This window comes from Terrabacter sp. LjRoot27 (genome assembly GCF_964254175.1).
Taxonomy (GTDB): Bacteria; Actinomycetota; Actinomycetes; order Actinomycetales; family Dermatophilaceae; genus Terrabacter.
In genome coordinates this window covers 314,296-336,059 of sequence record NZ_CAXUSS020000001.1, presented here as the reverse complement: position 1 = coordinate 336,059, position 21,764 = coordinate 314,296, and the positions used below count along the sequence as shown (strand labels likewise).

Here is a 21,764-nt window from a genome sequence, read left to right as displayed (position 1 = left end):
TCGGGCGCTAGCCTGTTCCTCGACGGGGGCAGGCTCGGGGCCACGCAAGGGGCTCGCACGGACGGAGGCACGGTTGGCGGCGCGGCTGCGGGACGTGGCGGAGCGTGCGGGAGTGTCGGTCAAGACCGCCTCCAACGTGCTCAACCACCACCCACACGTGAAGGCCAGCACGCGCGAGCGCGTCGAGGCCGCGATGGCCGAGCTGCACTACCGGCCCAACCTGTCGGCACGCAGCCTCAAGCACGGCCGCGCCGGGTTCCTCGCCCTCGCCGTGCCCGCGATGGACTCGCCCTACTTCGCCGAGCTCGCGGCCCGCATCACCGAGGAGGCGGCCGCCCTCGGCTTCATCGTCCTGCTCGACGTGACCGGTGGCCACGCGGACGCCGAGCGGGTCGTCCTCGAGGGCATGCGCTCCCACGTCATCGACGGCGTCATCTTCTCGCCGCTCGCCCTCTCGCCCGACGAGATCAGCCGACGCGCCGACAGCCTGCCGATGGTGCTGCTCGGCGAGCGACCCGTCCCCTCGGGCTTCGACCACATCGCGGTCGACTCCGTCGCCGCCGCCCGTGCCGCCACGGAACACCTTGTGGCGCAAGGGCGCCGACGCATCGCTGCCGTCGGCCGCGAGACGATGAGGGGCACGGCGTCCGCACGTCTGCGCGGCTACCGCCAGGCACTCAAGGCCGCCGACCTCCCCTACGACGCCGACCTCGTCATCGGCGTGCCCCACTTCGAGCGCGCCGACGGGCACGCCGCGATGCAGCAGCTGCTCGCCCTGCCCGAGCCGCCCGACGCCGTCTTCTGCTTCAACGACCTCATGGCCATCGGCGCACTGCGCGCCTGCGTCGAGGCCGGCGTGGACGTGCCGACCCAGGTCGCCATCGTCGGCTTCGACGACATCGCCGAGACCCGCTACTCCAACCCGACGATCACGACGATCTCCCCCGACCTCACGGGCCTGGCGCGCGCCGCCCTCGAGCTGCTGTCACGCCGGATCGACGGCGAGCGCGGTGACGCCGAGGAGGTCGAGGTCGCCTGGACGCTCGAGGCGCGTGAGACGACGCTAGGCGTCCCGACCCGCCGCTGACGCCTGGACGGGGAGCGTGACGCGGTAGGTCCGGGTGACGTTCGTGCCGACGCAGGCCCTCGACGCCTTGCCCGCGGCGCCCGCGGTCGTCGTGTAGCTCGCCGTGACGTCGGCCGTGACGACCGTGGCGGCGGAGAAGGCCGGCACGGAGAAGCGCACGGCCGTGTAGTCGCGGACGGACGCCGCGAGGCGGTCCTGGCGGTAGAAGGACGAGTAGGCGCCGGTGTTGACGGGATAGCCGACGTCGGCGCCGGCTGCCGCCACGGTCACGGTCACGGCGCAGACCGGCGTGTCCGTCGTCCACGGGATCCGGACCCACGACTGCTGTCCGGCCACGACGGCGCCCAGGGTCCGGGTGACGGGACGCAGGCCGGTCGAGACGCTCGCGTCGACGAGGTCGCTCTCCGGGGCCAGCGGCGTGACCGGGCCGTCCGGCGAGGCCGGCGCCCCCGGTGCGCTGCTCACGGGCGCCACGGCGCGCGGCGTCGGCGTGGCCGCCGGGCCCATCGACTGGGCGCCGAGGACGACGACGCCGGCACCGACCGCGACCAGGGCGGCACGGCCGAGCAGCGTCCGACGCGGGGCGGGGGCAGACATGGGCGGTCCTCCGGGGACGCTGGGGTCACGGACGGCGCCGGGACCGACGCCTCGGCCCCAGTGTGTCGGCGCCGTCGCAAGGGCGGCCGCGCGAAGCAGCAGGAATCCCGCAAGGTCGGCGCAAGAGCAGGAGCCTCACCCCGCTGCGCGCGCTGCCCGCTCGACCCTCTCGCGATGCTCGGCCCACTCGGCCGCGTCGTCGCTCGTCGACACCAGGTCGTCACCGATGACGCCGTCGACGTGCTCCCGGAGGATGTCGGCGTGGCCGGCGTGGCGGTTCGTCTCGGTGAGGACGTGCACCATGAGGTTGAAGAGCATGACGTCCGGCCGCGGCCACCACGGGACGTGTCCGGGGGCGTCGACGGGCAGCGCCTCGATCGTCGCGTCGGCGTGGGCACAGGCGCGCCGGTAGCGCTCGACGACGTCGGCCCGCGACTCGTCCGCCCTGACCCACAGCTGGTCACGGCTCACGAAGCCCGGGTCGTCGAACTGGGGTAGCGGCTCCGGGAAGGGCCGGCCCATGATGCCGCCGAGGTAGCGGGCCTCGGACAGGGTGAGGTGCTTGACGAGGCCGAGCAGGTTGGTGCCCGTCGTCGTCAGGGGCCGGCGGGCGTCGTACTCCGACACCCCGTCGAGCTTCTGCAGCAGGGACGCCCGGGCCCACCGCAGGTTGTCGTGCAGGTAGGCCTTGGCGAAGTCGTCGATCACCGGGCCACCCTCGCACGTCGTGACGTCAGCGTCCCGCCAGGAGGTATGCCGTGAGCTCGACCGGGTGCGAGAGTGCGGCCAGGTGCCCGCCGGGGACGACGTCGAGCTCGAGACCCAGGCGGTCGCGAGCCACGCGACGCTGGAGCCCGACCGGGAAGAAGCGGTCGTCGGCACCGGCCACGACACGGGTCGGCACGTCGGGCCAGCCGTCGATGTCGCACGGCGTCTCGAAGGCCCGCTCGACCTCGGCTCTCTGGTGCTCCTCCCCGCCCACCGCGACCGCCGGGTCCACGTCGTGGAGGAAGTAGGTGTCGAGGTCGATCTCCTCGGTCCAGCCACCGGCTCGGGCGGCCGCGAGCCGTGCGCCCTCGGAGTCGACGGCATCCCACCACGCGCCGGCGGTCTCGCCCGGGAGCGGGACCATGGCGTTGAGCAGCACGATGCCGGAGACCGGCCGCCGTGCCGCGACCATCGGCACGGTGAAGCCGCCCATCGACTGCCCGACGACCACGACGTCGCCACGGCCCTCGACCGCGGAGGTGACGAGGGCGGCGTACTCCGGCAGGCCGGCGTCCGGGTCGTCGGCGGGCAGCTCGACGGCGACGGCCTCGTGGCCGGCCTCCTCGAGGAGGGGCACGACCCGGTGCCAGTACCAGGCGGCGCCGCCGGCGCCGGGGACGAGCGCAAATGTGGTCACTGTCCACATGCTAGCCCTCGACGGCGCGGGTGGCGCCGTGCGATCGTGGCGGCATGGCTGACGACCCCTCGATCCAGGACCGCATCGGCTCGCTCATCGACGAGGAGCACCGGCTGCGCTCCGCCCTCCAGGCCGGTGAGATCACCGTCGACGAGGAGCACGCCCGGCTGCGCAGCGTCGAGGTCGAGCTCGACCAGTGCTGGGACCTGCTACGCCAGCGCCGGGCCCGGCGCGAGTTCGGCCAGGACCCCGACGCCGCCGAGGTGCGCTCCGAGCGCACCGTCGAGGGCTACACCGGCTGATCAGATCTTGTAGGTGTACCAGCGGTAGTTCTCGGCCCGGACCCAGATGCTGCCGTTGTAGGAGTAGCTGTAGTACGGGACCATCACCGTGAAGGTGTAGGTGGGGCGTCCTGCCGTCACCTTCTGGTGGTAGCCGGTCTCGACGCTCGGCGACTTGCCCACCTTCGGCGTCGTCCACGAGGCGCTCTTCTGGCCGAAGCTGCCCCGAGTCACGGTGTAGCCGCTGCAGAGCTGGATCGGGGTGCTCACACTGGCCTCGAAGACGCCGGTCGTCGCCGTCAGTCCGACGTTGATCGGCGTGCTGCACGACGTGCTGGACTTGTAGGTCGGCGTGGCGGAGTAGTCGTTGTCCGACGTGTACTTGCCCGAGGAGATGGTCTGCCCCAGGACGGCCGCCGCATTCGTGTTGCTACCGCTGGCGTTGGTCCACACGGTCTGGAGGTCGGCGGCGTACCAGTCGAACGAGCTGTTGCTGTCGTTGAACTTGTAGACGGCGTAACAGATCTTCACCGTGCCGTGGGATCGCGTGTCGACGTTGTACTTCGTCGAGTAGGCGGTCTCGCCGCCCCACCAGGAGATGGCGCCCGAGCAGACTCGGTTGATGATGCTCGCGCTGGCCGGCACGTTCATGGACGCGGACGCCGGCACCGCCGTGGCGGCGACTCCCGCGAGCGCTGCGGCACCGGCGACGAGCGCCGTTGCGACACGACTGGATCTCAACATGATGTCCCTGTCTCGAGGTCTTGCCCGATGGTGGTCGCATCGTGCACCCTCCCGTGTCGCAGCGTCCCGGGAACGAGGCAGCCGACCCCTCAGACTGCGTGAACACGCAACCGAGGGGCCGGCTCCTTGCCAAAGGCTCAGATCGTCAGGCCGTGGCCGAAGGCGAAGAGCGGGTCGTCGTAGCCCGGCACGTCCTCGCCGTGCGCGCGCACCTGGTCCATCGACCGCGGGAGGTCGAAGGGCAGGCGCCCGGACGGTGTGATGGTGCCGGTGACGGCATCGAGCAGGGCGTCGTCGCTGCTGCCGTAGCTGCCGACCACGGCCGAGGCGAAGCGCAGCAGGGGCGTGACGACGGCCGGCCGGTCGAGCACGATGTCGACGACGAGCGGGCACACGGCGGCGATCCGCTCGAGACGGGCGACGAGCCCCGGCGGGAAGTCGAGCGAGCCCTGGTGGAACCACGACTCGAGGAAGAGGTCCGAGCGCGGGTCGAACGGCGCGGTGAGCCGCACGACGGCGACGTCGGCGTCCTCGGGCCGCTCGACGAGCTTGCCGTGCCGCACGACCGCCTCGGGCGAGACGCGCTCGGCGTAGATGCGCAGGCCCTGCTCGAGCGGGAGCCGGCCACCCTCGTTGTGCAGCACGGTCACCGAACGGGCCTGGGCGGCATACCCCTCCTTGCGGAAGTCGTCCCGGCCCACGGTCGCGGCGGCGGCGTCCTCGTCGACGTACGGGTCGTCGAACAGGCCGAGCCGGAACTTCACGGCGAGGATGCGTCGCGCCGACTCGTCGACGCGCGCCTCGGTGACGCGGCCCCGGGCGACGAGGTCGAGGAGGATGTCGACGCACTCCTCGCCGCCGAACTGGTCGGCGCCGGCCTCGAGGATCAGCTCCATGCGGCCGTGCGGGTCGAGGTGCTCGACCCCCCACGCGCGCGCCGGGAGCACCTGGTCACCGACGTGGTTGTCGTTGACGAGCTCCCAGTCGGTGACGACGACGCCGTCGTAGCCGAGCTTCTCGCGGAGCAGGCCGGTCACGACCTGCCTGTTGTAGCCGAAGCCGATCGGCTCGATCGGCGTGCCGTCGACGATGAGGTCGACCGGCATCCCGTAGTAGGGCATGATCCCCGCGGTGCCGGCCTCGATGATCGGAGGGAAGGGTTTGAGGTGGTCGGCGAAACGTCCACCGGGATAGACCTGCTCACGTCCGTAGGGGAAGTGCGCGTCCTCTCCGTCCTTCTGCGGGCCACCGCCGGGGAAGTGCTTGCTCGTGCACGCGACGCTGCCCGGACCGAGCGAATCACCTTGGAAACCCTTGAGATACGCGACGCCGAGCTCCGTCACGAGGTCAGGGTCCTGACCGAACGTGCCGGCCTGGCGGGCCCAGCGCGGCTCGGTCGCGAGGTCGAGCGTTGGGTGCAGCGCGGCCCGGATGCCGACGGCGGCGTACTCCTGACGTGCGATGTCGGCGAAGCGCCGCACGGCGTCCGCGTCGCGCAGCGCCGCCAGACCCAGCGGCTCGGGCCACTGCGAGAACGCGCCGGCGGAGAAGGAGACCCCGACGTTCTCGATGAACGCGTGCCGCGGGTCGGTCGACACCGTCACGGGTATGCCGTGTGGCGTGCGCTCGGCGAGCGCCTGCAGGGCGTTGCTCCACCGGGCCGCCATCCGCGGGTCGTCGAGCGCGTGGACGTTGAAGTGGTTGAGGTGCTTGTCGAGCACGACGGTGCTCGTCGGGGACTTGCTGATGGCGCCCGGCTGCTCGAGCACCGTGCCGTCCGAGCCGGCCTCGATGACGGTCTGGAACATCAGGCCGACCTTCTCCTCGAGGGAGAGGCGCCCGAGCAGGTCCTCGACCCGCTCCTCGACGGCCAGCCGTGGGTCCTCGTAGGGATCCATCCGGCCGTTGCCGTTGAGGTCGCGGTAGGCGACGCCGTCCTCGGAGGTGGAGAGCGCGGGGCGCACGGGTGGTCCCTTTCGTCGGTGAGGGAGGTTCATACGCGGGTCAGGCGATCGGGCTCGCGCCGAACTCCTCGACACCGATGACCGGGCGCAGCGCTCGCTCGACGGCCTTGGTGCTGAAGGCGCGACGCAGGACGTCGTTGCCGAGCACGTTGCCGGCCGCGCCCATGACCATGGCCTGGTCGAGCGAGAGGTAGCGGCGGGCGACCGTCCCCGACCGCACGGCCACGGCGTCGAAGAAGCCACCGCGGTCGTAGGAGTCGAAGTCCGCCTTGAGGTTGGCGAGGTTGGTGAACGCCTCGTCCGGCTCGTGCATCATCGCGAGGAAGGCTGCGTGCGGCGTGACGACGCCGTCCCCGTAGGTCGGGTTCGGGTTCGTCGCCGCCCGGCAGTCGCCGAAGCCGGGGTCGAAGTTCGTGCTCTCCTGGTCGGACATGTAGCCCGTCGGGTTGAGCCCGAGCGCGTCGACGCCGTACTCCCGGTAGCCGCCCGCGGGGTTGCTCGAGGGGCTGAAGCCCCAGTAGCCGTAGCCGGCGTCGATGAGCCCGTGCTCACGCTGGGCGCGGACGTGCAGCGGGTGGTTGCGTCCCCACGAGCGCGGCGCCCACGCGGCCTCGTCGACGAAGACGTCGGGCATGAGCTCCTCGAACATCGAGCCGCCCCAGCCGGGCACGATGTGCAGGCCGCGGTAGGTGTAGGCGCCCTCGTAGACGTCGAGGCCGTAGTACGTGCGGTTCTCGCCGACGGGCTGCATCTCGTGCCACGACCAGTCGCAGGTCGCGGGGAAGGTGCGCCACATCGCGAAGTACTGCTTCGCCGGGATCTGGCCGGTGATGATGCCGAGGTAGCTCGTGATGCGCGTCTCCGACACGGTCGTGTCGTAGTGGTGCGTCGTGAGCCAGACGGGATCGCCGCCGATGTGGGTGCCCTGGTAGGTGCCGCCGGGGCGGCCGTCCTCGTAGGGGTAGAAGCCGCCGTGGATGAGGCCGCCCGGGCGCACCTGGTGGGCCGGGTCGCTGTTGTCGTTGTAGAAGGAGTCCCAGCGCATCCGGCCGAAGATCCTCTTGGCCCACGGCGCGGCCGCGGCGTCGGAGCCGGCCACGACGAGCAGCGCCGCGCCGAGCCAGCCGTTGTCGACGCTGGAGCAGAACGGGACGACCGTGTCGCCGGAGTCGGGCCACGTGTGCAGCGCCGCGGCGGTCGCCTCGTCGTACCAGTTGTAGTACATCCCGCTCGGCGTGTGGTGCTCCATCCGCTCGACCGTCTTGAGCGTGCGGATGAGGCGGGCCGACGCCTCGCCGCGGGTGATGATGCCGAGCTCGCGGGCCACGACCGTCGACCAGAGGTAGCCACCGATGTTCGTCGGCGACGTGTAGCCCGACCGGTCGCCGGCGGCGAGGGACTCGGGGATGTTGTCGGCCGGCAGCCCGGTCCGCGGGTCGGTCATCGCGACGAGACTGCGCCACGTGTCGGCCGCCCACGTGCGCACCGTCGCGCTCTCGAGGGAGCGGACGGCGTTCGGGCCCGTCGACCGCAGGAAGGCGGGCGCCCGGCGCGCACCGGCGGTCGACGCGGAGGCCGACGGGGCGAGCGCGAAGGCGGCGACGGAGGCCGCGCCCCCGACGAGCATCGAGCGACGGCTGGGGGTGTAGAGCTTCTTCTCGGACATGGTGCAGTGCTCCTGTTTCCGGGGTGGGACGGCTTACTTGAGGCCGGTGGTGGCGATGCCCTCGATGAAGCGCTTCTGGAAGATGAGGAAGACGACGAGGATCGGGATGATGACGACGGTGGCGCCCGCGAGCAGCAGGCCGTAGTTCGTGCTGTTCTGGCCCGTCGAGTAGAGGGCCAGGGCCACCGGGAGGGTGTACTTGTCCTCGGACTGCGCCACGACGAGCGGCCACAGGAAGTTGTTCCAGCTGCCGAGGAAGGTGAGGATGCCCAGCGTCGCGAGGGCGGGGCCGCAGAGCGGCAGGATGATCTTCCAGAAGATCCGCAGCTCGCCGGCGCCGTCGACGCGGCCCGCGTCGAGCAGGTCCCTCGGCAGTCCGAGGATGAACTGGCGCATGAGGAAGACGCCGAACGGGCTGACGAGGAACGGCAGGAAGAGACCGGGCAGGGTGTTGATGAGACCGGCGTTCGCGACGAGCACGAAGAGCGGCACGAAGGTGACGACGCCGGGGATCATGAGCGTGCCCATGACCGCGATGAAGATCGCCTTCTTGCCCCGGAAGTCGAGCATCGCCAGGGCGTAGCCGAGCATCGAGCAGAAGATGAGGTTGCCGGCCGTCACGACGACGGCGACGACGATCGAGTTCGTGAAGAACTGGCCGAAGTTCAGCTTGCTGAACAGCTGCGTGTAGTTGTCGAGCGAGGCGCTCTCGGGCAGCCACGTCGGCGGGACCTGGCGCAGCTCGCCCTCGCCCTTGAAGCTGCCGAGCACCATCCAGACGAACGGCGCGATGACGGCGACGAGCGCGACGGTCAGCAGCACGTACAGCCACCAGCGGCTGCCCTGGCTCGATCCGACCATGCCCGACCGAGGGGGGCGGCGGGTCCGCGGTGCGGTGTCGACGGACATGTCAGGTCCTCTCTCGGAGCAGGCGGAACTGCAGGGCCGTGACGATCGCGATGACGACGAAGATGATGTAGCTCATCGCCGACGCGAGGCCGTAGTTGCCGAAGCCGAACTGCTGGTAGGTGTACATCGACAGCGAGATCGTGCTGTTCAGCGGCCCACCCTTGGTCATGACGAAGGGCTCCTCGAAGAACTGGAGGTAGCCGATGGCCGTCGTGACCATGACGAAGAGCAGGGTCGGCCGCAGCAGCGGCATCGTGACGTAGCGGAACCGGTTCCACGCGCCCGCGCCGTCGATGGCGGCGGCCTCGTGCAGCTCGGCCGGCACGGCCTGCAGCCCGGCGAGGAAGATGATCATCGCCGTGCCGAAGTTGCGCCACGCGGCCATCATGATGAGGGCCGGCATCGACCAGTTCGGGTCACCGAGCCAGTTGGGGCCGGTGATGCCGAACCACCCGAGAGCGGTGTTGATGAGGCCGCCCGGGTCCTGCAGGAGGAAGCGCCACACGACGGCCACCGCGACGATCGAGGTGATGACCGGCATGTAGAAGCCGAGGCGGAAGACCGCGCGGAAACGGGTGATCCCCTTGTCGAGCGCGACCGCGGCGGCGAGCGCGACGACGAGCGTCAGCGGCATACCGACGAGGACGAAGTACGCCGTGTTGCCGGCGGCCTTGCGGAAGGTGGGGTCCGAGAGGGCCTTCGTGAAGTTGTCGAGCCCGATGATGTTGACGCTGAAGGGGTGTCGCAGGTCGCGGGCCTTGGTGTCCGTGATGCTCATGAAGAGCGACTGGACCACCGGCCACGCGGTGAAGGCGAGGAAGAGCAGGCAGAAGGGGATCGCGAGGATCCAGGCCGCCCGCCCCTCCCGACGGCGGGCCGAGCCGACCCGGCCGGGGGAGCCTCCGTCGCCCGCCCCCCGGGACGACCCTGTGTCGGGTCGTCCCGGAGCGGTGACCGGAGGCGGCGTCACGGGTCCGGCGGGGGACCCGGTCGTGCCGGTCTGGGCGGTCATCGGATCACATTCCCGTGCCGATGGACTCGGCCTGCTGCTGGGCCGTCTTGAGGCCCGTCGCCGGGTCCTCGCCGGTCTTGGTGATCTTCTCCATCTCGGTGTCGAGGCCCTTGACGGCCTGCTCCCACGTCGGGAACGACGGCGGCGCCTTGGCGGTCTCGAGCTGCTTGCCGAAGACGGCGAGCTTCTTGTCCGAGGCGAGCGCCGGGTCCTGCCAGGCGCTCTTGACCGACGGGAGGTCGGTCGAGATGGTGTACCACTTCGACTGGACCTTGGGGTCGGCGAGCCACTGGACGAACTTCCAGGCGGTGTCGCGGTTCTTCGTGTTCTTGAAGACGACGAAGTTCGAGCCACCGACGAACGACGACGACCCGGCCGAGCCGGCGGGGATCGGCGCGACGTTGTACTTGTCCTTGAAGCCGGCGCCGCCGACCTTCTCGACCGCGGACATCATCCACGGGCCCGAGATGAACATCGGGACCTTGCCGCTGGCGAAGTCGGGCTCGGTCGTCGGGGTCGCCGGGGCGCTCTTGTTGGAGATGCCGTCGGTGAAGTACGACTGGTAGTACGTCGCAGCCTTGACCATCTCGGGGCTGTCGAAGTTGTACGCCTTGCCGCCGTCCTTCGTGAGGTCGGCGCCGTCGCTCCAGGCGAACGGCATGAGCGTCTGCCACGAGCCCTCGCCACCGGCCTGGAGGCCGATGCCGTACTTGGCCCCGGCCTTGGTCTGCATGGCCTTGGCCATGTCCTTGAGGCCCTGGGCGTCGGTGGGCACGCTGTCGTAGCCGGCCTTCTTGGCGAGGTCGGTGCGGTAGAAGAGGACGCGGGTCTCGACGTACCACGGGATGCCGTAGGAGGTGCCGTTGACCTCGGTGGTCTTCTGCGCACCCTCGAAGAAGGCGGACGTGTCGATCTGGGCGGGCGTCGGGTCGATGGCGTCGCTGCTCGCGAACTCGCCCATCCACGTCGTGCCGACCATGGCGACGTCCGGGGTGTTGCCGGAGGCGATGGAGGCCGTGAACTTGTCGTGCGCGGCATCCCACGGGATGGCCGTGACCTGGACCTTGACGCCGGGGTTGGCGGCCTCGAAGTCCTTCGTCAGCTTGGGCAGGTTGTCCCCCTCGGCACCCATCGCCCAGACGGTGATCGTGCCGGTGGCCTTGCCCGTGCTGACCGCGGCGCCCGTCTGACCGGCGGTGGTGCCGCCGTTCTCGGCGCTGCGACCGCAGGCGGTCACGGTGAGGGCCGCGGCAGTCATGCACGCGACCGTGATGGCTGTGGTGCGTCTCATCGGTGTCTCACTTTCTCGGGTGTCTCCGACGGCTGTGTCGGGGGTTGGGGGGCGGGACGTTCGGGGGCAGGGGGATGGCGGCGGAGGTGCGGCGCAGGTGGCGGTCAGCGGGTGGGGCAGCCGCAGGATCCGCGGACGACGACTTCCGTGGGCAGGATCTGCGGCTCGAGCCGGGGCTGGCCGCCCGCGACCCGCTGGTGCAGGCGCTCGGCGGCGATGACCCCGAGCTCGTGGACGGGCTGGCGGACCGTGGTGAGGCCGGGCCGCACGTAGCGGGAGGTCATGACGTCGTCCCAGCCGACGACGGCGATGTCGCCGGGGACGTCGCGGCCGGCGTCCTGCAGGCGGCTCATGATCGCGAGGGCGAGCTCGTCGTTGGCGCAGACGAGGGCGTCGGCCTCGATCTCGCCGGAGAGGATGCGCTCGGCGACGGCCGCGCCCTCCCCCTCGCGGAACGGCACGCGGACCGGGTGGGCGGGCTCGAGGCCACGCGCCCGGTGGGCGGCGACGAAACCGGCGTGGCGCTCGGCGATGTCGGGCGCGCCCTCGGGGTCACCGACGAAGACGAGGCGGGTGCGCCCGTGAGCGAGCACGTGCTCGGTGAGCTGCTCGGCGCTGTGGGCGTTCTCGGCGCGGACGCTCTCGATGCCCTCCTGGGGCGTGCCGGCGATGATGACGACGGGCTTCTGCCCGTGCAGGGCGCGGGCGACGGCGGGCGGCATGGCGGCCGAGCCGAGCACCGCGATGGCGTCGACGCGGGTGGCGAGCTGGCGCACGGCGCGGGCGATGTCGGCCTTGCCGTCGGTGAGCATCAGGGTGACGCTCTGGCCGAGCTCGGCGGCCCGCGACTCGAAGCCCATGAGCAGCTCGGAGTAGTAGGGGCCGGTGAGCTCGGGCAGCACGAGCCCGTGCGCCTCGTGGTGGCGGACGGCGAGGCTGCGGGCGGCGCCGAGCGGCACGTAGTTGAGCTGTTCGACGGCGTCGAGGACCTTCTGGGCCGTCGTCGTCGAGACCGTGCCGGCACCCTGGAGGACGCGGGAGACGGTGGCGATCGAGACGCCGGCGCGTTCGGCGACGGAGTAGATGGTGGCGCCCGCCGGCGGCGTCGACGGAGCGGTGTCCGCGCTCTGCCTGCGTGCTGTCGCCATGGGTCCCACCTCTCGCGTCTCGTCGTTGAGTGATGTGTCGCGACCAGGCCCCTGACCGGGTCTCCCCGGCTCTGTAAGCGCTTACATCTGCACCTCCATAGTGCACACGTCGGAGCGGGGGCGCAAGACCCGAGGGCTGCTGCGGGCAGCGGAGAGGGGCCGGGTGGGCGTCGACGACACCCCTTCCGGCCCCTCGTCACACGGCGTCACCGACGCCGATCGCGTATGCCGTCCCGCGCCTCCCGAGCGGGCGCGCGGTCAGCCTGTGGTTGAGGTGGGATCGACTGCGGCACAGTCGAGCTCGAGGTCTCGATCAGTCGGTGGTCGTGATCCAGCGACCCTCGAGCATCACGTCCCGACCGCGCAGCTCGTTCTCCTCGCGCCAGGCCTGGATGCGGCTGGGGACGACGCGGAAGAAGAGGTAGGAACCCGAGGTCTCCCGAGGGTCGAAACCTGTCCGCTGGGCGAAACGGTCGGCCTCCGCGGGGTCGAGGACGGCCGTCGGGACCGCCTCGACGAGGCCGTCGACCATGACGACGTCACGCGTCGCGCCGAGCCCGATCCGGACCCCCGCTCCGGACGCGAGACCACGGCCGGCGATGCTGCGCTCCCCGGTCGCGAGCAGGAGCGAGGTCCCGTCCCAGTCGAACGACAGGGGCACGAGGTGCGGTGCGCCGGTCGCGGGGTCGGCCGTCGCGACCCAGCAGTCGATCTCGCGGTCCAGCAGCTCCCGGGTGTCCCGGACCCGCTGCGCCGTGGGGCGCGGCGGAGGAGGGGACGCGGGCGCCTCGGCGGGCGGACGGCATACGCCGTCGGTGCCGTCGGCGCTGTCGGTGCTGTCGGTGGCGTCGTCGGCCGTCATCCCTGCATCACGCCGATCATGTTGCCATCGGCGTCGGCGAGCACGGCCACGGTGCGACCGCCCCCGACCGCGGTCGGCTTCTGGCTGACGGTCGCGCCGGCCGCGGTGAGCGCGGCGACCGTCGCCTCGAGGTCGTCGACCGACCAGTAGGGCGTCGCGCCGGTCAGGCCCTTGCGGTGACCGTTCGGGTCGAGGGCGATCTCCTGGCCGTCGACGGAGTAGCCGACGTAGTAGGGCTCGTCGGTGTGCGGCTCGGCGCCGAGCAGGGTCGTGAAGACCTGCTTCGCGGCGGCGAGGTCGGCGACGGGGTAGATGAGGGTGTTCACGGCGGACATGGTCTCTCCTGGTTCGGTCGGTGCGGTGTCACATCGGGTGGCTCCGGCTCGTCAGTGCTATGACGGATCACGACCGGAGGATGTGACGAGATGGACGACGAGACCCGCGAGCAGTGGCTCGCCCGCGACTTCGAGCAGCAACGACCGCGGCTGCGGGCCGTGGCCTACCGCGTGCTGGGGTCGGCCGCGGACGCCGACGACGCCGTGCAGGAGGCGTGGCTGCGCCTCAGCCGCAGCGACACGACCGAGGTCACCAACCTCGCGGGCTGGCTGACGACGGTCGTCGGGCGGATCAGCCTCGACATGCTGCGCTCGCGCGGCTCCCGGCGCGAGGACAGCTGGGACGCCGGACTCGCCGAGCTCGTCGCGGTCGGCGACGTGCGCACCGCGCCGACCCAGCCGACCCGGCCGGCACCCGACCCGGCGAGCGAGGTCGAGCTCGCGGACAGCATCGGCCTGGCCCTCCTCGTCGTCCTCGACACGCTCGCCCCGGCCGAACGCCTCGCCTTCGTGCTCCACGACCTCTTCGGCCTGCCGTTCGAGCAGATCGCCGACATCATCGACCGCTCCCCCGCCGCCACCCGCCAGCTCGCGAGCCGGGCCCGCCGCCGGGTCCGCGCCGCCGACGCCGACGAGTCCGGGCCCGCGCGGACCCGGCAGCGCGAGGTCGTCACGGCCTTCCTCGCCGCAGCCCGGGGCGGCGACTTCTCGACCCTGCTCGAGATGCTCGACCCCGACGTCGTGCTGACGTCCGACGCCGCGGCCGTCGCGATGGGCTCGCCCGAGGTGCTCCGCGGGCCCGAGGCCGTGGCCCAGCGGTTCAACGGCGGCGCCCGGTCCGCGCGGCTCGCGGCCTTCGACGGCGGCGTCGGCGCGGTCTGGACGCTGCGGGGCGAGGCCATGGTGGCCTTCCGCTTCACGGTCGACGACCGCGACATCGTCACCGGGATCGAGATGGTCGCCGACCGCCAGCGCCTCGACGTGATGGAGATCTACTTCCTCACGTCCTGACCGGCGCGCGAGGCGTCCCGGACGCGGACTATCGTCGATGACGTGGGTGAGGGGATGCGTGCGGCGGTCGTGCTCGGGTCGGGCGGCGCTCGCGGCTACGCCCACGTCGGGGCGCTCGAGGTGCTCGCCGAGCGCGGCTTCGAGATCGTGACGATCGCGGGCACGTCGATGGGCGCGCTCGTCGGCGGGGTCGCGGCGGCGGGCAAGCTCGACGCGTACACCGAGTGGGCGCGGAGCCTGACCCAGCGTGAGGTGTGGCGGCTGCTCGACCTCAGCATCACCTCGCCGAACGGCGCGATCCGGGCCGAGCGGATCATCGCGAAGGTCGGGGAGATCCTCGACGGCGCGACGATCGAGAGCCTGCCCATCCCCTACACGGCCGTCGCGACCGACATCAACGCGCGTCGCGAGGTGTGGTTCCAGCGGGGTCCGGTCGAGCACGCGATCCGCGCGTCCATCGCGATCCCCGGCGTCATCACCCCCGCCGTCATCAACGGCCGGGTCCTCGTCGACGGCGGCCTCATCAACCCCATCCCCATCGAGCCGACCGCGGCGGCCTCGGCGGACCTGACGATCGCCGTCTCCCTGTCGGGCATGCGGGCCACCGGCGGGCCGACGACCCCGGTCAAGGAGTCGTCGGAGCCGGTGCCGCGCGAGGAGTGGACGACCCGGCTGCGGCGCAGCGCCGCCGAGGTGCTCGAGTCCGAGCGGGTCCGCGCCATCACGAGCCGCTTCGGCGGGCACGCCCGCGACCACGACCACCACGCCCACGCCCATGACGTCGAGCACGACGAGCCGATCCCGCCGGAGGCCGTCGACCGGCTGCCGCAGACGCCGACCGAGGCGCTCGTCGTCCGGTCCGCCGACGTCGGGCTCGTCGACCTGCTCAACATGTCGTTCGAGACGATGAGCGCCCTCATCTCGCGCTACCGGATGGCGAGCAACCCGCCCGACGTGCTCGTCACCGTGCCGTCGAACGCCGTGCGGACCCTCGACTTCCACCGGGCCGCGGAGATGATCGAGCTCGGCCGGCAGCTGACGACCGAGGCGCTCGACCACGCCGGCTACTGAGCGCCGGTGGCTGTCGGTGGCTGTGGGGAGACTGGGCCGGTGGTGATCCTGCACGCCGACGCCGATGCGTTCTTCGCCTCGGTCGAGCAGCGCGACGACCCGGCGCTGCGCGGGCGGCCGATGGTCGTGGCCCACGAGGTCGTCGCCTGCCCGTCCTACGAGGCGCGTGCGCTCGGCATCCACGCCGGTATGCCGTTGCGCCAGGTCCAGCGCCGCTGGCCCCAGGTGCTCGTGACCGGCTACCGCTCCGACGCCTACGAGGAGGCGTCCGCTCGCCTGTTCGAGGTGTTCCACCGATTCACGCCCCTCGTCGAGCCGGGCTCGGTCGAGGAGGCCTTCCTCGACGTCACCGGGCGAGACCGCGGCGACCCGCGCGGGATGGCGGTCGCCCTGCGCGCGGCCGCCCGTGCCGAGGTCGGGCTGGCGGTCTCGGTCGGCGTCGGGCGCACCAAGCTCATGGCCAAGCTCGCGAGCCGGCGCGCCAAGCCCGACGGCCTCGTCGTCGTCGACGCCGAGCTCGAGGCGCGCGTGCGGCCCCGCCTGCGCCTCGACGAGCTCTGGGGTGTGGGTCGGACGACCTACGAGAAGCTCAATGCCGCAGGGCTTTTCGTCGTCGCCGACCTCCACGGGCTCGACGAGGACGACCTCAAGCGCCTCGTCACGACGGCGATGGCCCGGCGCCTCGTCACCATCGCGCAAGGCACCGACGACGCGACGATCCGCCTGCCGGGGCCGCGCCGTTCGGTGAGCGCGAGCCGGTCGCTGCCCGCGACCCGGACCCGGTCCAAGGTCCTCGCGGTGCTCGACGGCTGCGTCGACCGCGCCGCCGCGCGAGTGCTCGCCCTCGACGGCGCACCTCGTCTCCCCCGGCGCCTCGAGGTGCTCGTCCGCTACGACGACGGCACCCAGGTGCTCGAGCGCGGCCCGCTCGACGCACCGACGCTCGACCCCGCCGTCCTGCGGGCCGCGGCCGGGCACCTGCTCGAGCGCACGGCCTACGAGTGGGACGGGCGAGGCGTGACGATGGTCGGCGTGACCCTGCCGCTGCCGACGCAGACGACCGCTTGACCTCAAGGGGGCTCGAGGTCACAGGATGGCCGGGTGACCCCACCGACGACGACCGACGCGCTCACGACGACGGAGGCGACGGCATACCTCTCGCGCATCGGCGCCGCTGCTCCGGAGTCCCCCACCCCGGCGGCGCTCGCGTCGCTGCACCGGGCGCACCTGCTGGCCGTGCCCTTCGAGAGCCTCGACATCTCCCTCGGCCGGCCGATCCGCCTCGACCGGGCGTCGCTGCTGGCCAAGGTCGTCGGCGCCCGGCGCGGCGGCTACTGCTACGAGCTCAACGGCCTCTTCGCCATGCTGCTGCGCCGCCTCGGGTATGCCGTCGACCTCGTCTCCGCGCGCGTCGCCACCGGGGCCGGCGGGCTCACCGACGAGTTCGACCACGTCGCGCTCGTCGTGTCGGGTGGTCGGCTCGAGGAGCCCGTGCTCGCCGACGTCGGCTTCGGCGAGGGGTTCATCGAGCCACTGCCGTTGCGCGACGGCTTCGAGCGCCGCGAGCGCGGCCACGCGGTGGGGCTCGAGGCCCGCGACGGGACGTGGGTCTACCGCGAGCGCCGCGACGGCGAGGACTGGCGCGACCGCTTCGTCGCCACGACGACGCCGCACCCGCTGGCCGACTTCGCCGAGCGCAACGAGTGGCAGCAGCGCTCACCCGACAGCCACTTCACCCGGGCTCGGCTGGCCTCGGTGCTCACCCCGACGGGCCGGGTCACCCTGAGCGGCGACCGGCTCGTCACGACGACGCACGGCCGACGCGAGGAGGCCGAGCTCGCCGACGAGGAGGCCGTGCGCGCCGCCCTCGCCGACCACTTCGGCATCGTCCTCGATTGACGGACGCGGCGCGTCGACCTCGGTAGACTTCGGCCCATTCGGTGACCGAGAGGGTGACATGACGCAGAACCCCGCCCAAGGTTCGGCTCCGGATGTGCCGGGGAGCCGCCGCCTGATGCTCCTGCTGGCCATGGCGATGTTCGTCCTCGTCGTCGACACCTCCTTGATGAACGTGTCGATCTCGGCCGTCATCACCGACCTCGACACGACGGCCAGCGGGGTGCAGTCCGCCATCGCGCTCGAGGCACTCGTCTCGGCCGCCTTCATCCTCATCAACAGCAAGGTCGGCGACCTGATCGGGCGCAAGCGCGCCTACGTCCTGGGACTGCTCGGGTACGCCGTCGGCGCGCTGGCGATGACGCTGGCCCAGAGCCTCACGGCGATCATCGTCTTCTGGGCGATCATCGGTGGGCTCGGGGCGTCCCTGCTCCTGCCCGCCATGCAGTCGCTGATCCACGGCAACTTCGCCGGTGCCGCCCAGAAGCAGGCCTACGCGCTCGTCGGCGCCTCCGCCGCCATCGCCGCCGCGATCGGCCCCCTGCTCGGCGGGTTCGTCACGACCTACCTGTCGTGGCGGGTCGGGTTCGCGCTCGAGGTCCTCATCATCGTCATCGTGCTGAGCCAGATCCGGCTCGTCAAGGACGTCGAGTACACCGGCTCGCGCCAGATCGACGTGGTCGGCGCGATCCTCTCCGCCCTCGGCATGGGCGGCGTGGTGCTGGGCATCCTCGTCTGGCAGGAGGGCGGTCAATACGTCGGCCTGCTCCTTGTCGTCGGGGCGACGGCGCTCGTGCTGCTGGCCCGGTGGCTCCGCCGGCGCAAGCGTGCCGGGCAGGTGACGCTGCTCGACCCGGACCTCTTCCACCACCCGAACTTCACGGCCGGCGTCTCGGGACAGCTGTTGCAGCAGGTCACCCTGGGCGGCGCCATGATCGCCCTCCCGCTCTACTTCCAGATGACGCTCGAGTACAACGCCCTCCAGTCCGGCCTGGCGCTCGCCCCGCTGTCCCTCACGATGTTCGCGGCGGCCCTCGTGGCCGGGAGGCGGGCCGGCAACCGGCGGCCCGCCGCGATCATCCGCGCCGGCTTCGTCCTCACGAGCCTCGGCGTCGCGATCATCCTCCCGCTCGTCCCGCGCGCCGACAACGGGTGGTACTTCGTCGTCCCGCTCGCGATCACCGGGTGCGGCCTCGGCCTGCTCGTGTCGCAGCTCAACAACTACACGCTCGCCCCGATCGAGGAGGTGCGCGTCAGCGAGGCCGCCGGCGTCAACTCCGCCGCCGGGTCCTTCGGCCTCTCCTTCGGTCTCGCCATGGCGGGCGGGCTCATGCTGGCCGCCCTGTCGCTCACCTTCACCCAGCTGGCCGAGAACAGCTCCGTCATCCCGGCCGCGCAGCAGCAGCAGATCGCCCAGGCCCTCGAGCACGACGCCGAGATCATGAGCAACACCCAGCTCTCGCAGCAGATCTCGGGCCAGCCGGCCGAGGTCGAGGCCGAGGTGGTGGCCATCAACGACGACGCCCGCAACCGCTCCCTCCAGATCGCCCTGCTGGTCCCACTCCTCGCCGGACTGCTCGGTCTGGGCAACTCCTTCCGCATGCTGCGGCTGCCCGACCAGAAGCCGTCGACGTCGCTCGACGGACTCGACCTCGGCTGAGCGCCTGCGGGCCCGCGGGGCTCAGCCCCAGGCGTCCTCGGTCGGGCGGCACAGGCAGAAGGGGTGACCGGCGGGGTCGGCGTAGACGCGGAACCCCCGCTCGGGCTCCGGCTGCGGCGGCTCGACAGGGTCGAGAGCGGTGCCGCCGAGGGCGAGCACGCGCTCGTGGGCGGCGGCGATGTCGACGACGACGAAGTCGAGGTGCGCCTGCTGCTGGCCACGGGGCCAGTCGGGCGACTCGTGCCCGGGTGCGAGCTGGGTCGCGATGCGGGGGCCGTCCCACAGCACGTTGAACCAGTCGCCGTCGGGGTCGGCCTCCACCCGGCCGCCGAGCAGGTCGGCGTAGAACTGCGCCACACCTGCCGCGTCGGCGCAGTCGAGCGCGACGCAGTCCCAGCCGATCGTCGATGCCGTGGTCTCTGAGGTGGTCTCTGAGGTGCTCTCTGAGGTCATCCCCTCACTCAACCACCCGTCGCGGACACCGCGTCGTGCGCGAGATCGCGCAGGACGTGTCGCTGAGGCGCAGCTCGTGCGCGATCAGGTGCAGGATCACGCGGTCGGTCAGGTGCCTTCCTCAGCGGGTCGGCGTCGGCCAGACGAGCGTCGTCGAGGTGACGGGCCGCACCGTCGAGGTGGGTCCGGAGCCCGTGACGGTCACGGTGTGCGTGCCGGCCGGGAGGTCGTCGAAGGACGCGACGCCGTGACCCTTCCGGAGCGTGGGCTCGGCCGTCGCGAGCACCTTGCCCTTCTCACTGCGGACCGTGACGGTCACCGCCTTGCGCGGCGGGTCGGCGTCCGGGTCGTCGGACTCGAGGTCGAAGGTCACCTTGAGCGCCTGCCCCTGCGTGACGAGGTCGGGCACGACGGCGCGCACGTTCGTGTCGGTCAGCTCGCGCCGACGGACCGGCTTGGCGGAGAGGATCTCCTGCACCTGGTCGAGGGCGAGCTGGTTGCACTGGAGGTTGGTGTGCTGGTCGGGCACGCGCACCGCCAGGTTCGTGTCGAGCGCCTCACCGAGACCGACGGCCCCGGTCAGCGGCACGGTGCCGTCACCGAAGTCGTTGTCGGTGCCGAAGTCCTGGTACGCCGTGGCCGTCCCACCCGACAGCTGGACCGTCGTCGCGGTCGGCTGACGGATGCCGACGATCATGTGCGCGGAGGTCCGGCTCCCCGGGCGAGCGGACTCGGCTGCCTGGAGGTCGGTGTGGAAGGCCATCGCGTCGGCGACCATCGCCGTGCTGACGTTGGGCACCGACACCTCGGTCGTCTTCGCGTAGCCCCCGGCGCTGCCGATGCACGCGAACTCCGGCAGCAGCTGGAAGAGCGAGGGCATGCTGCGCGAGAAGTCCGTGAGGTCGATCGACAGCGGGCCGATGCCCTTCTTGACGCCGTTGACGAGCTGCGTGAGCGCGTCGGTCGCACCACGCCACGGCGTGCCGAGGGTGATGAGCTTGCGGGTCACCTCGGCGCCGCCGCACTTCTCGATGTACCAGCGGGCGACGAGCCCACCCATGGAGTGGCAGACGAAGACGACCTTCGCGTCGGCATACGCCCCGCCCTGGGCCCGCAGCTGCTCGAGCGCCGGCTCGACGACGGTCTTCAGGCGAGCGCCGTTGTAGCGGTTGGACAGGCGCCAGTCGTACGCGTACGTCATGAGCGTCGCCGGCTTGCCGCCGGTGCCGCGCTGGTAGCCCTGCTTCTCGAGCGCGCTGACGAGCACGTCGTAGCCGCGGATCGGCGTCCAGATGCCCGGCAGGACGTGGACGTCGGGCATGAGCGCGACCGGCTCGACGCCGTCACCCGGGTGGTCGTCGCCGATCCCCTCCGGCAGGGCCTTCTTGAGGATCGACTGGCCGCCGGTCAGGAGCTTCCAGACGGCGCCGGCGCTCGGGGCCCAGATGAGGTTCTCGCTCGCGGGTGAGCCGTCGTCACCCCGGACCCCGAGCGTGCTGCCGGTGATCCCCGGAAGCACCACGACCAGGTCGTTGCTCGTCATGCGGACCCACCACCCATCCCTGCGCCGGTGAACTGCGTCGGACGTCTCCCGACCACCCAACGGTGGCACCAGCGAGGCCCGGTGATACGCGAAACGGCCAAGCCCACGACGTGCATCGGGTATGGATGCGGCACAGTGGATCCGGAACTCGCCGGACGACAGAAAGGCCCGCCCGTGGACATCACCGACGTCATCCTCCGCCAGCACGACGAGCAGCGACGGATGTTCGCCATGCTCGAGGAGTGGCCGCGCGACGACCACGAGGGTCTCGCCGCCGTCTGGAAGCGGCTCGAGATCCTCCTCGAGACCCACGCCGAGGCCGAGGAGCTCTACTTCTACCCCGAGCTGCTGCGCATCGGCACGGGCGGCGCCGACGCCGAGTCCGTCGACGAGGAGGTCGAGGACGCGGTCAAGGACCACAACGACATCCGCACGTCGGTGCGCAAGGTCGGGCGCTGCCGCACCGGGTCCGACGCGTGGTGGACGGCCGTCATCGACGCCAACGTCCACAACAGCGACCACATGGGCGAGGAGGAGCGCCAGGACCTCGCCGACTTCCGCCAGCGGGCGAGCCTCGAGCTGCGCCACGAGATCGCGGTGCAGTTCCTGCGCTACGAGGCGGTGCGCTGGGCCGAGGGGATCACCCCGAAGGACAAGGACCCCGAGCGCTACGTCGCTGCGAAGAAGACGACCAAGGCGTCGGCCACGGCGAAGAAGGCGGCCCGCGACGCGAAGAAGGCCGCCAAGACCGCTCCTGCTCGCGCGGCCCGGTCGAAGAAGGCGTCCGCGGGAGCCTCCGAGGAGTGACCTGACCATCTCGGTACGGGAC

General features: G+C 71.6%; 22 protein-coding genes. 8 read left to right on the top strand and 14 right to left on the bottom strand.

Features of this window, described 5'->3' with window-relative positions; genetic code table 11:
• Positions 1-94: 94 nt before the first annotated feature.
• Positions 95-1,087 (top strand): LacI family DNA-binding transcriptional regulator, encoded by a 993-nt coding sequence (locus ACSQ2D_RS01505; RefSeq protein ID WP_435984253.1) that lies wholly within the window; start codon positions 95-97, stop codon positions 1,085-1,087.
• On the opposite strand, the gene ACSQ2D_RS01500 is transcribed toward ACSQ2D_RS01505, so the two are convergent.
• From ACSQ2D_RS01500 to ACSQ2D_RS01490, 3 genes are all read right to left on the bottom strand, one after another.
• Positions 1,064-1,684 carry a hypothetical protein gene (locus ACSQ2D_RS01500; protein ID WP_435984252.1) on the bottom strand — a complete coding sequence of 207 codons (621 nt, stop codon included), beginning with the start codon at positions 1,682-1,684 and terminating at the stop codon, positions 1,064-1,066. The two genes, ACSQ2D_RS01505 and ACSQ2D_RS01500, sit on opposite strands and share 24 nt — an antisense overlap.
• A gap of 135 nt (positions 1,685-1,819) precedes the next feature.
• On the bottom strand, positions 1,820-2,392 hold the full coding sequence (locus tag ACSQ2D_RS01495; protein WP_435984251.1) for a DinB family protein: 573 nt from the start codon (positions 2,390-2,392) through the stop codon (positions 1,820-1,822).
• A 25-nt stretch (positions 2,393-2,417) separates the two neighbouring features.
• Entirely contained in the window at positions 2,418-3,089 is a 672-nt protein-coding gene (locus ACSQ2D_RS01490) for an alpha/beta fold hydrolase (protein ID WP_435984250.1), read from the bottom strand.
• 53 nt (positions 3,090-3,142) lie between these two features.
• On the opposite strand from ACSQ2D_RS01490, the gene ACSQ2D_RS01485 reads away from it, so the two are divergent.
• Entirely contained in the window at positions 3,143-3,391 is a 249-nt protein-coding gene (locus ACSQ2D_RS01485; RefSeq protein WP_435984249.1) for a DUF2630 family protein, read from the top strand.
• On the opposite strand, the gene ACSQ2D_RS01480 is transcribed toward ACSQ2D_RS01485, so the two are convergent.
• The 9 genes from ACSQ2D_RS01480 to ACSQ2D_RS01440 all read right to left on the bottom strand — a co-directional run bounded on the left by ACSQ2D_RS01480 (position 3,392) and on the right by ACSQ2D_RS01440 (position 13,301).
• Positions 3,392-4,114 (bottom strand): hypothetical protein, encoded by a 723-nt coding sequence (locus ACSQ2D_RS01480; protein WP_435984248.1) that lies wholly within the window; start codon positions 4,112-4,114, stop codon positions 3,392-3,394.
• Between the two features lie 137 nt (positions 4,115-4,251).
• Positions 4,252-6,078, bottom strand: coding sequence for a glycoside hydrolase family 3 protein (locus ACSQ2D_RS01475; protein WP_435984247.1), 1,827 nt, complete (start codon positions 6,076-6,078; stop codon positions 4,252-4,254).
• A 40-nt stretch (positions 6,079-6,118) separates the two neighbouring features.
• Positions 6,119-7,744 carry a glucoamylase family protein gene (locus ACSQ2D_RS01470; protein ID WP_435984246.1) on the bottom strand — a complete coding sequence of 542 codons (1,626 nt, stop codon included), beginning with the start codon at positions 7,742-7,744 and terminating at the stop codon, positions 6,119-6,121.
• Positions 7,745-7,777: 33 nt separating this feature from the next.
• Complete coding sequence (locus tag ACSQ2D_RS01465) at positions 7,778-8,653, bottom strand: carbohydrate ABC transporter permease (protein ID WP_435984245.1); 876 nt, start codon at positions 8,651-8,653, stop codon at positions 7,778-7,780.
• Between the two features lies 1 nt (position 8,654).
• Positions 8,655-9,665, bottom strand: coding sequence for a carbohydrate ABC transporter permease (locus ACSQ2D_RS01460; protein ID WP_435984244.1), 1,011 nt, complete (start codon positions 9,663-9,665; stop codon positions 8,655-8,657).
• A gap of 4 nt (positions 9,666-9,669) precedes the next feature.
• Positions 9,670-10,923 (bottom strand): sugar ABC transporter substrate-binding protein, encoded by a 1,254-nt coding sequence (locus ACSQ2D_RS01455; protein WP_435984243.1) that lies wholly within the window; start codon positions 10,921-10,923, stop codon positions 9,670-9,672.
• Positions 10,924-11,060: 137 nt separating this feature from the next.
• A complete protein-coding gene (locus ACSQ2D_RS01450; RefSeq protein WP_435984242.1) occupies positions 11,061-12,104 on the bottom strand; it encodes a LacI family DNA-binding transcriptional regulator in 1,044 nt (347 codons plus the stop codon).
• A 313-nt stretch (positions 12,105-12,417) separates the two neighbouring features.
• The gene (locus tag ACSQ2D_RS01445; RefSeq protein ID WP_435984241.1) at positions 12,418-12,966 is read right to left on the bottom strand and encodes a pyridoxamine 5'-phosphate oxidase family protein; all 549 of its coding nucleotides are present in this window, start codon (positions 12,964-12,966) and stop codon (positions 12,418-12,420) included.
• Entirely contained in the window at positions 12,963-13,301 is a 339-nt protein-coding gene (locus ACSQ2D_RS01440; RefSeq protein WP_435984240.1) for a VOC family protein, read from the bottom strand. The genes ACSQ2D_RS01445 and ACSQ2D_RS01440 overlap by 4 nt, the downstream gene beginning before the upstream one ends.
• 90 nt (positions 13,302-13,391) lie before the next feature.
• Here ACSQ2D_RS01440 and ACSQ2D_RS01435 point away from each other — a divergent pair, with 90 nt between their 5' ends.
• From ACSQ2D_RS01435 to ACSQ2D_RS01415, 5 genes are read left to right on the top strand one after another with little or no spacing between them, the layout of a single operon-like run.
• Entirely contained in the window at positions 13,392-14,312 is a 921-nt protein-coding gene (locus ACSQ2D_RS01435; RefSeq protein WP_435984239.1) for a sigma-70 family RNA polymerase sigma factor, read from the top strand.
• A gap of 54 nt (positions 14,313-14,366) precedes the next feature.
• Positions 14,367-15,383 carry a patatin-like phospholipase family protein gene (locus ACSQ2D_RS01430; protein ID WP_435987802.1) on the top strand — a complete coding sequence of 339 codons (1,017 nt, stop codon included), beginning with the start codon at positions 14,367-14,369 and terminating at the stop codon, positions 15,381-15,383.
• Positions 15,384-15,422: 39 nt separating this feature from the next.
• Positions 15,423-16,451: a Y-family DNA polymerase gene (locus ACSQ2D_RS01425; RefSeq protein ID WP_435984238.1), complete on the top strand. Its 1,029-nt coding sequence runs from the start codon at positions 15,423-15,425 to the stop codon at positions 16,449-16,451.
• A gap of 33 nt (positions 16,452-16,484) precedes the next feature.
• On the top strand, positions 16,485-17,282 hold the full coding sequence (locus ACSQ2D_RS01420) for an arylamine N-acetyltransferase family protein (RefSeq protein ID WP_435984237.1): 798 nt from the start codon (positions 16,485-16,487) through the stop codon (positions 17,280-17,282).
• Between the two features lie 58 nt (positions 17,283-17,340).
• Positions 17,341-18,939, top strand: a complete 1,599-nt coding sequence (locus tag ACSQ2D_RS01415) for an MFS transporter (RefSeq protein ID WP_435984236.1) — start codon at positions 17,341-17,343, stop codon at positions 18,937-18,939.
• Positions 18,940-18,960: 21 nt separating this feature from the next.
• On the opposite strand, the gene ACSQ2D_RS01410 is transcribed toward ACSQ2D_RS01415, so the two are convergent.
• Positions 18,961-19,392: a VOC family protein gene (locus ACSQ2D_RS01410; RefSeq protein WP_435984235.1), complete on the bottom strand. Its 432-nt coding sequence runs from the start codon at positions 19,390-19,392 to the stop codon at positions 18,961-18,963.
• A gap of 121 nt (positions 19,393-19,513) precedes the next feature.
• The gene (locus tag ACSQ2D_RS01405) at positions 19,514-20,935 is read right to left on the bottom strand and encodes an esterase/lipase family protein (RefSeq protein ID WP_435984234.1); all 1,422 of its coding nucleotides are present in this window, start codon (positions 20,933-20,935) and stop codon (positions 19,514-19,516) included.
• Between the two features lie 174 nt (positions 20,936-21,109).
• Here ACSQ2D_RS01405 and ACSQ2D_RS01400 point away from each other — a divergent pair, with 174 nt between their 5' ends.
• Positions 21,110-21,742 carry a hemerythrin domain-containing protein gene (locus ACSQ2D_RS01400; protein WP_435984233.1) on the top strand — a complete coding sequence of 211 codons (633 nt, stop codon included), beginning with the start codon at positions 21,110-21,112 and terminating at the stop codon, positions 21,740-21,742.
• Positions 21,743-21,764 lie beyond the last annotated feature (22 nt).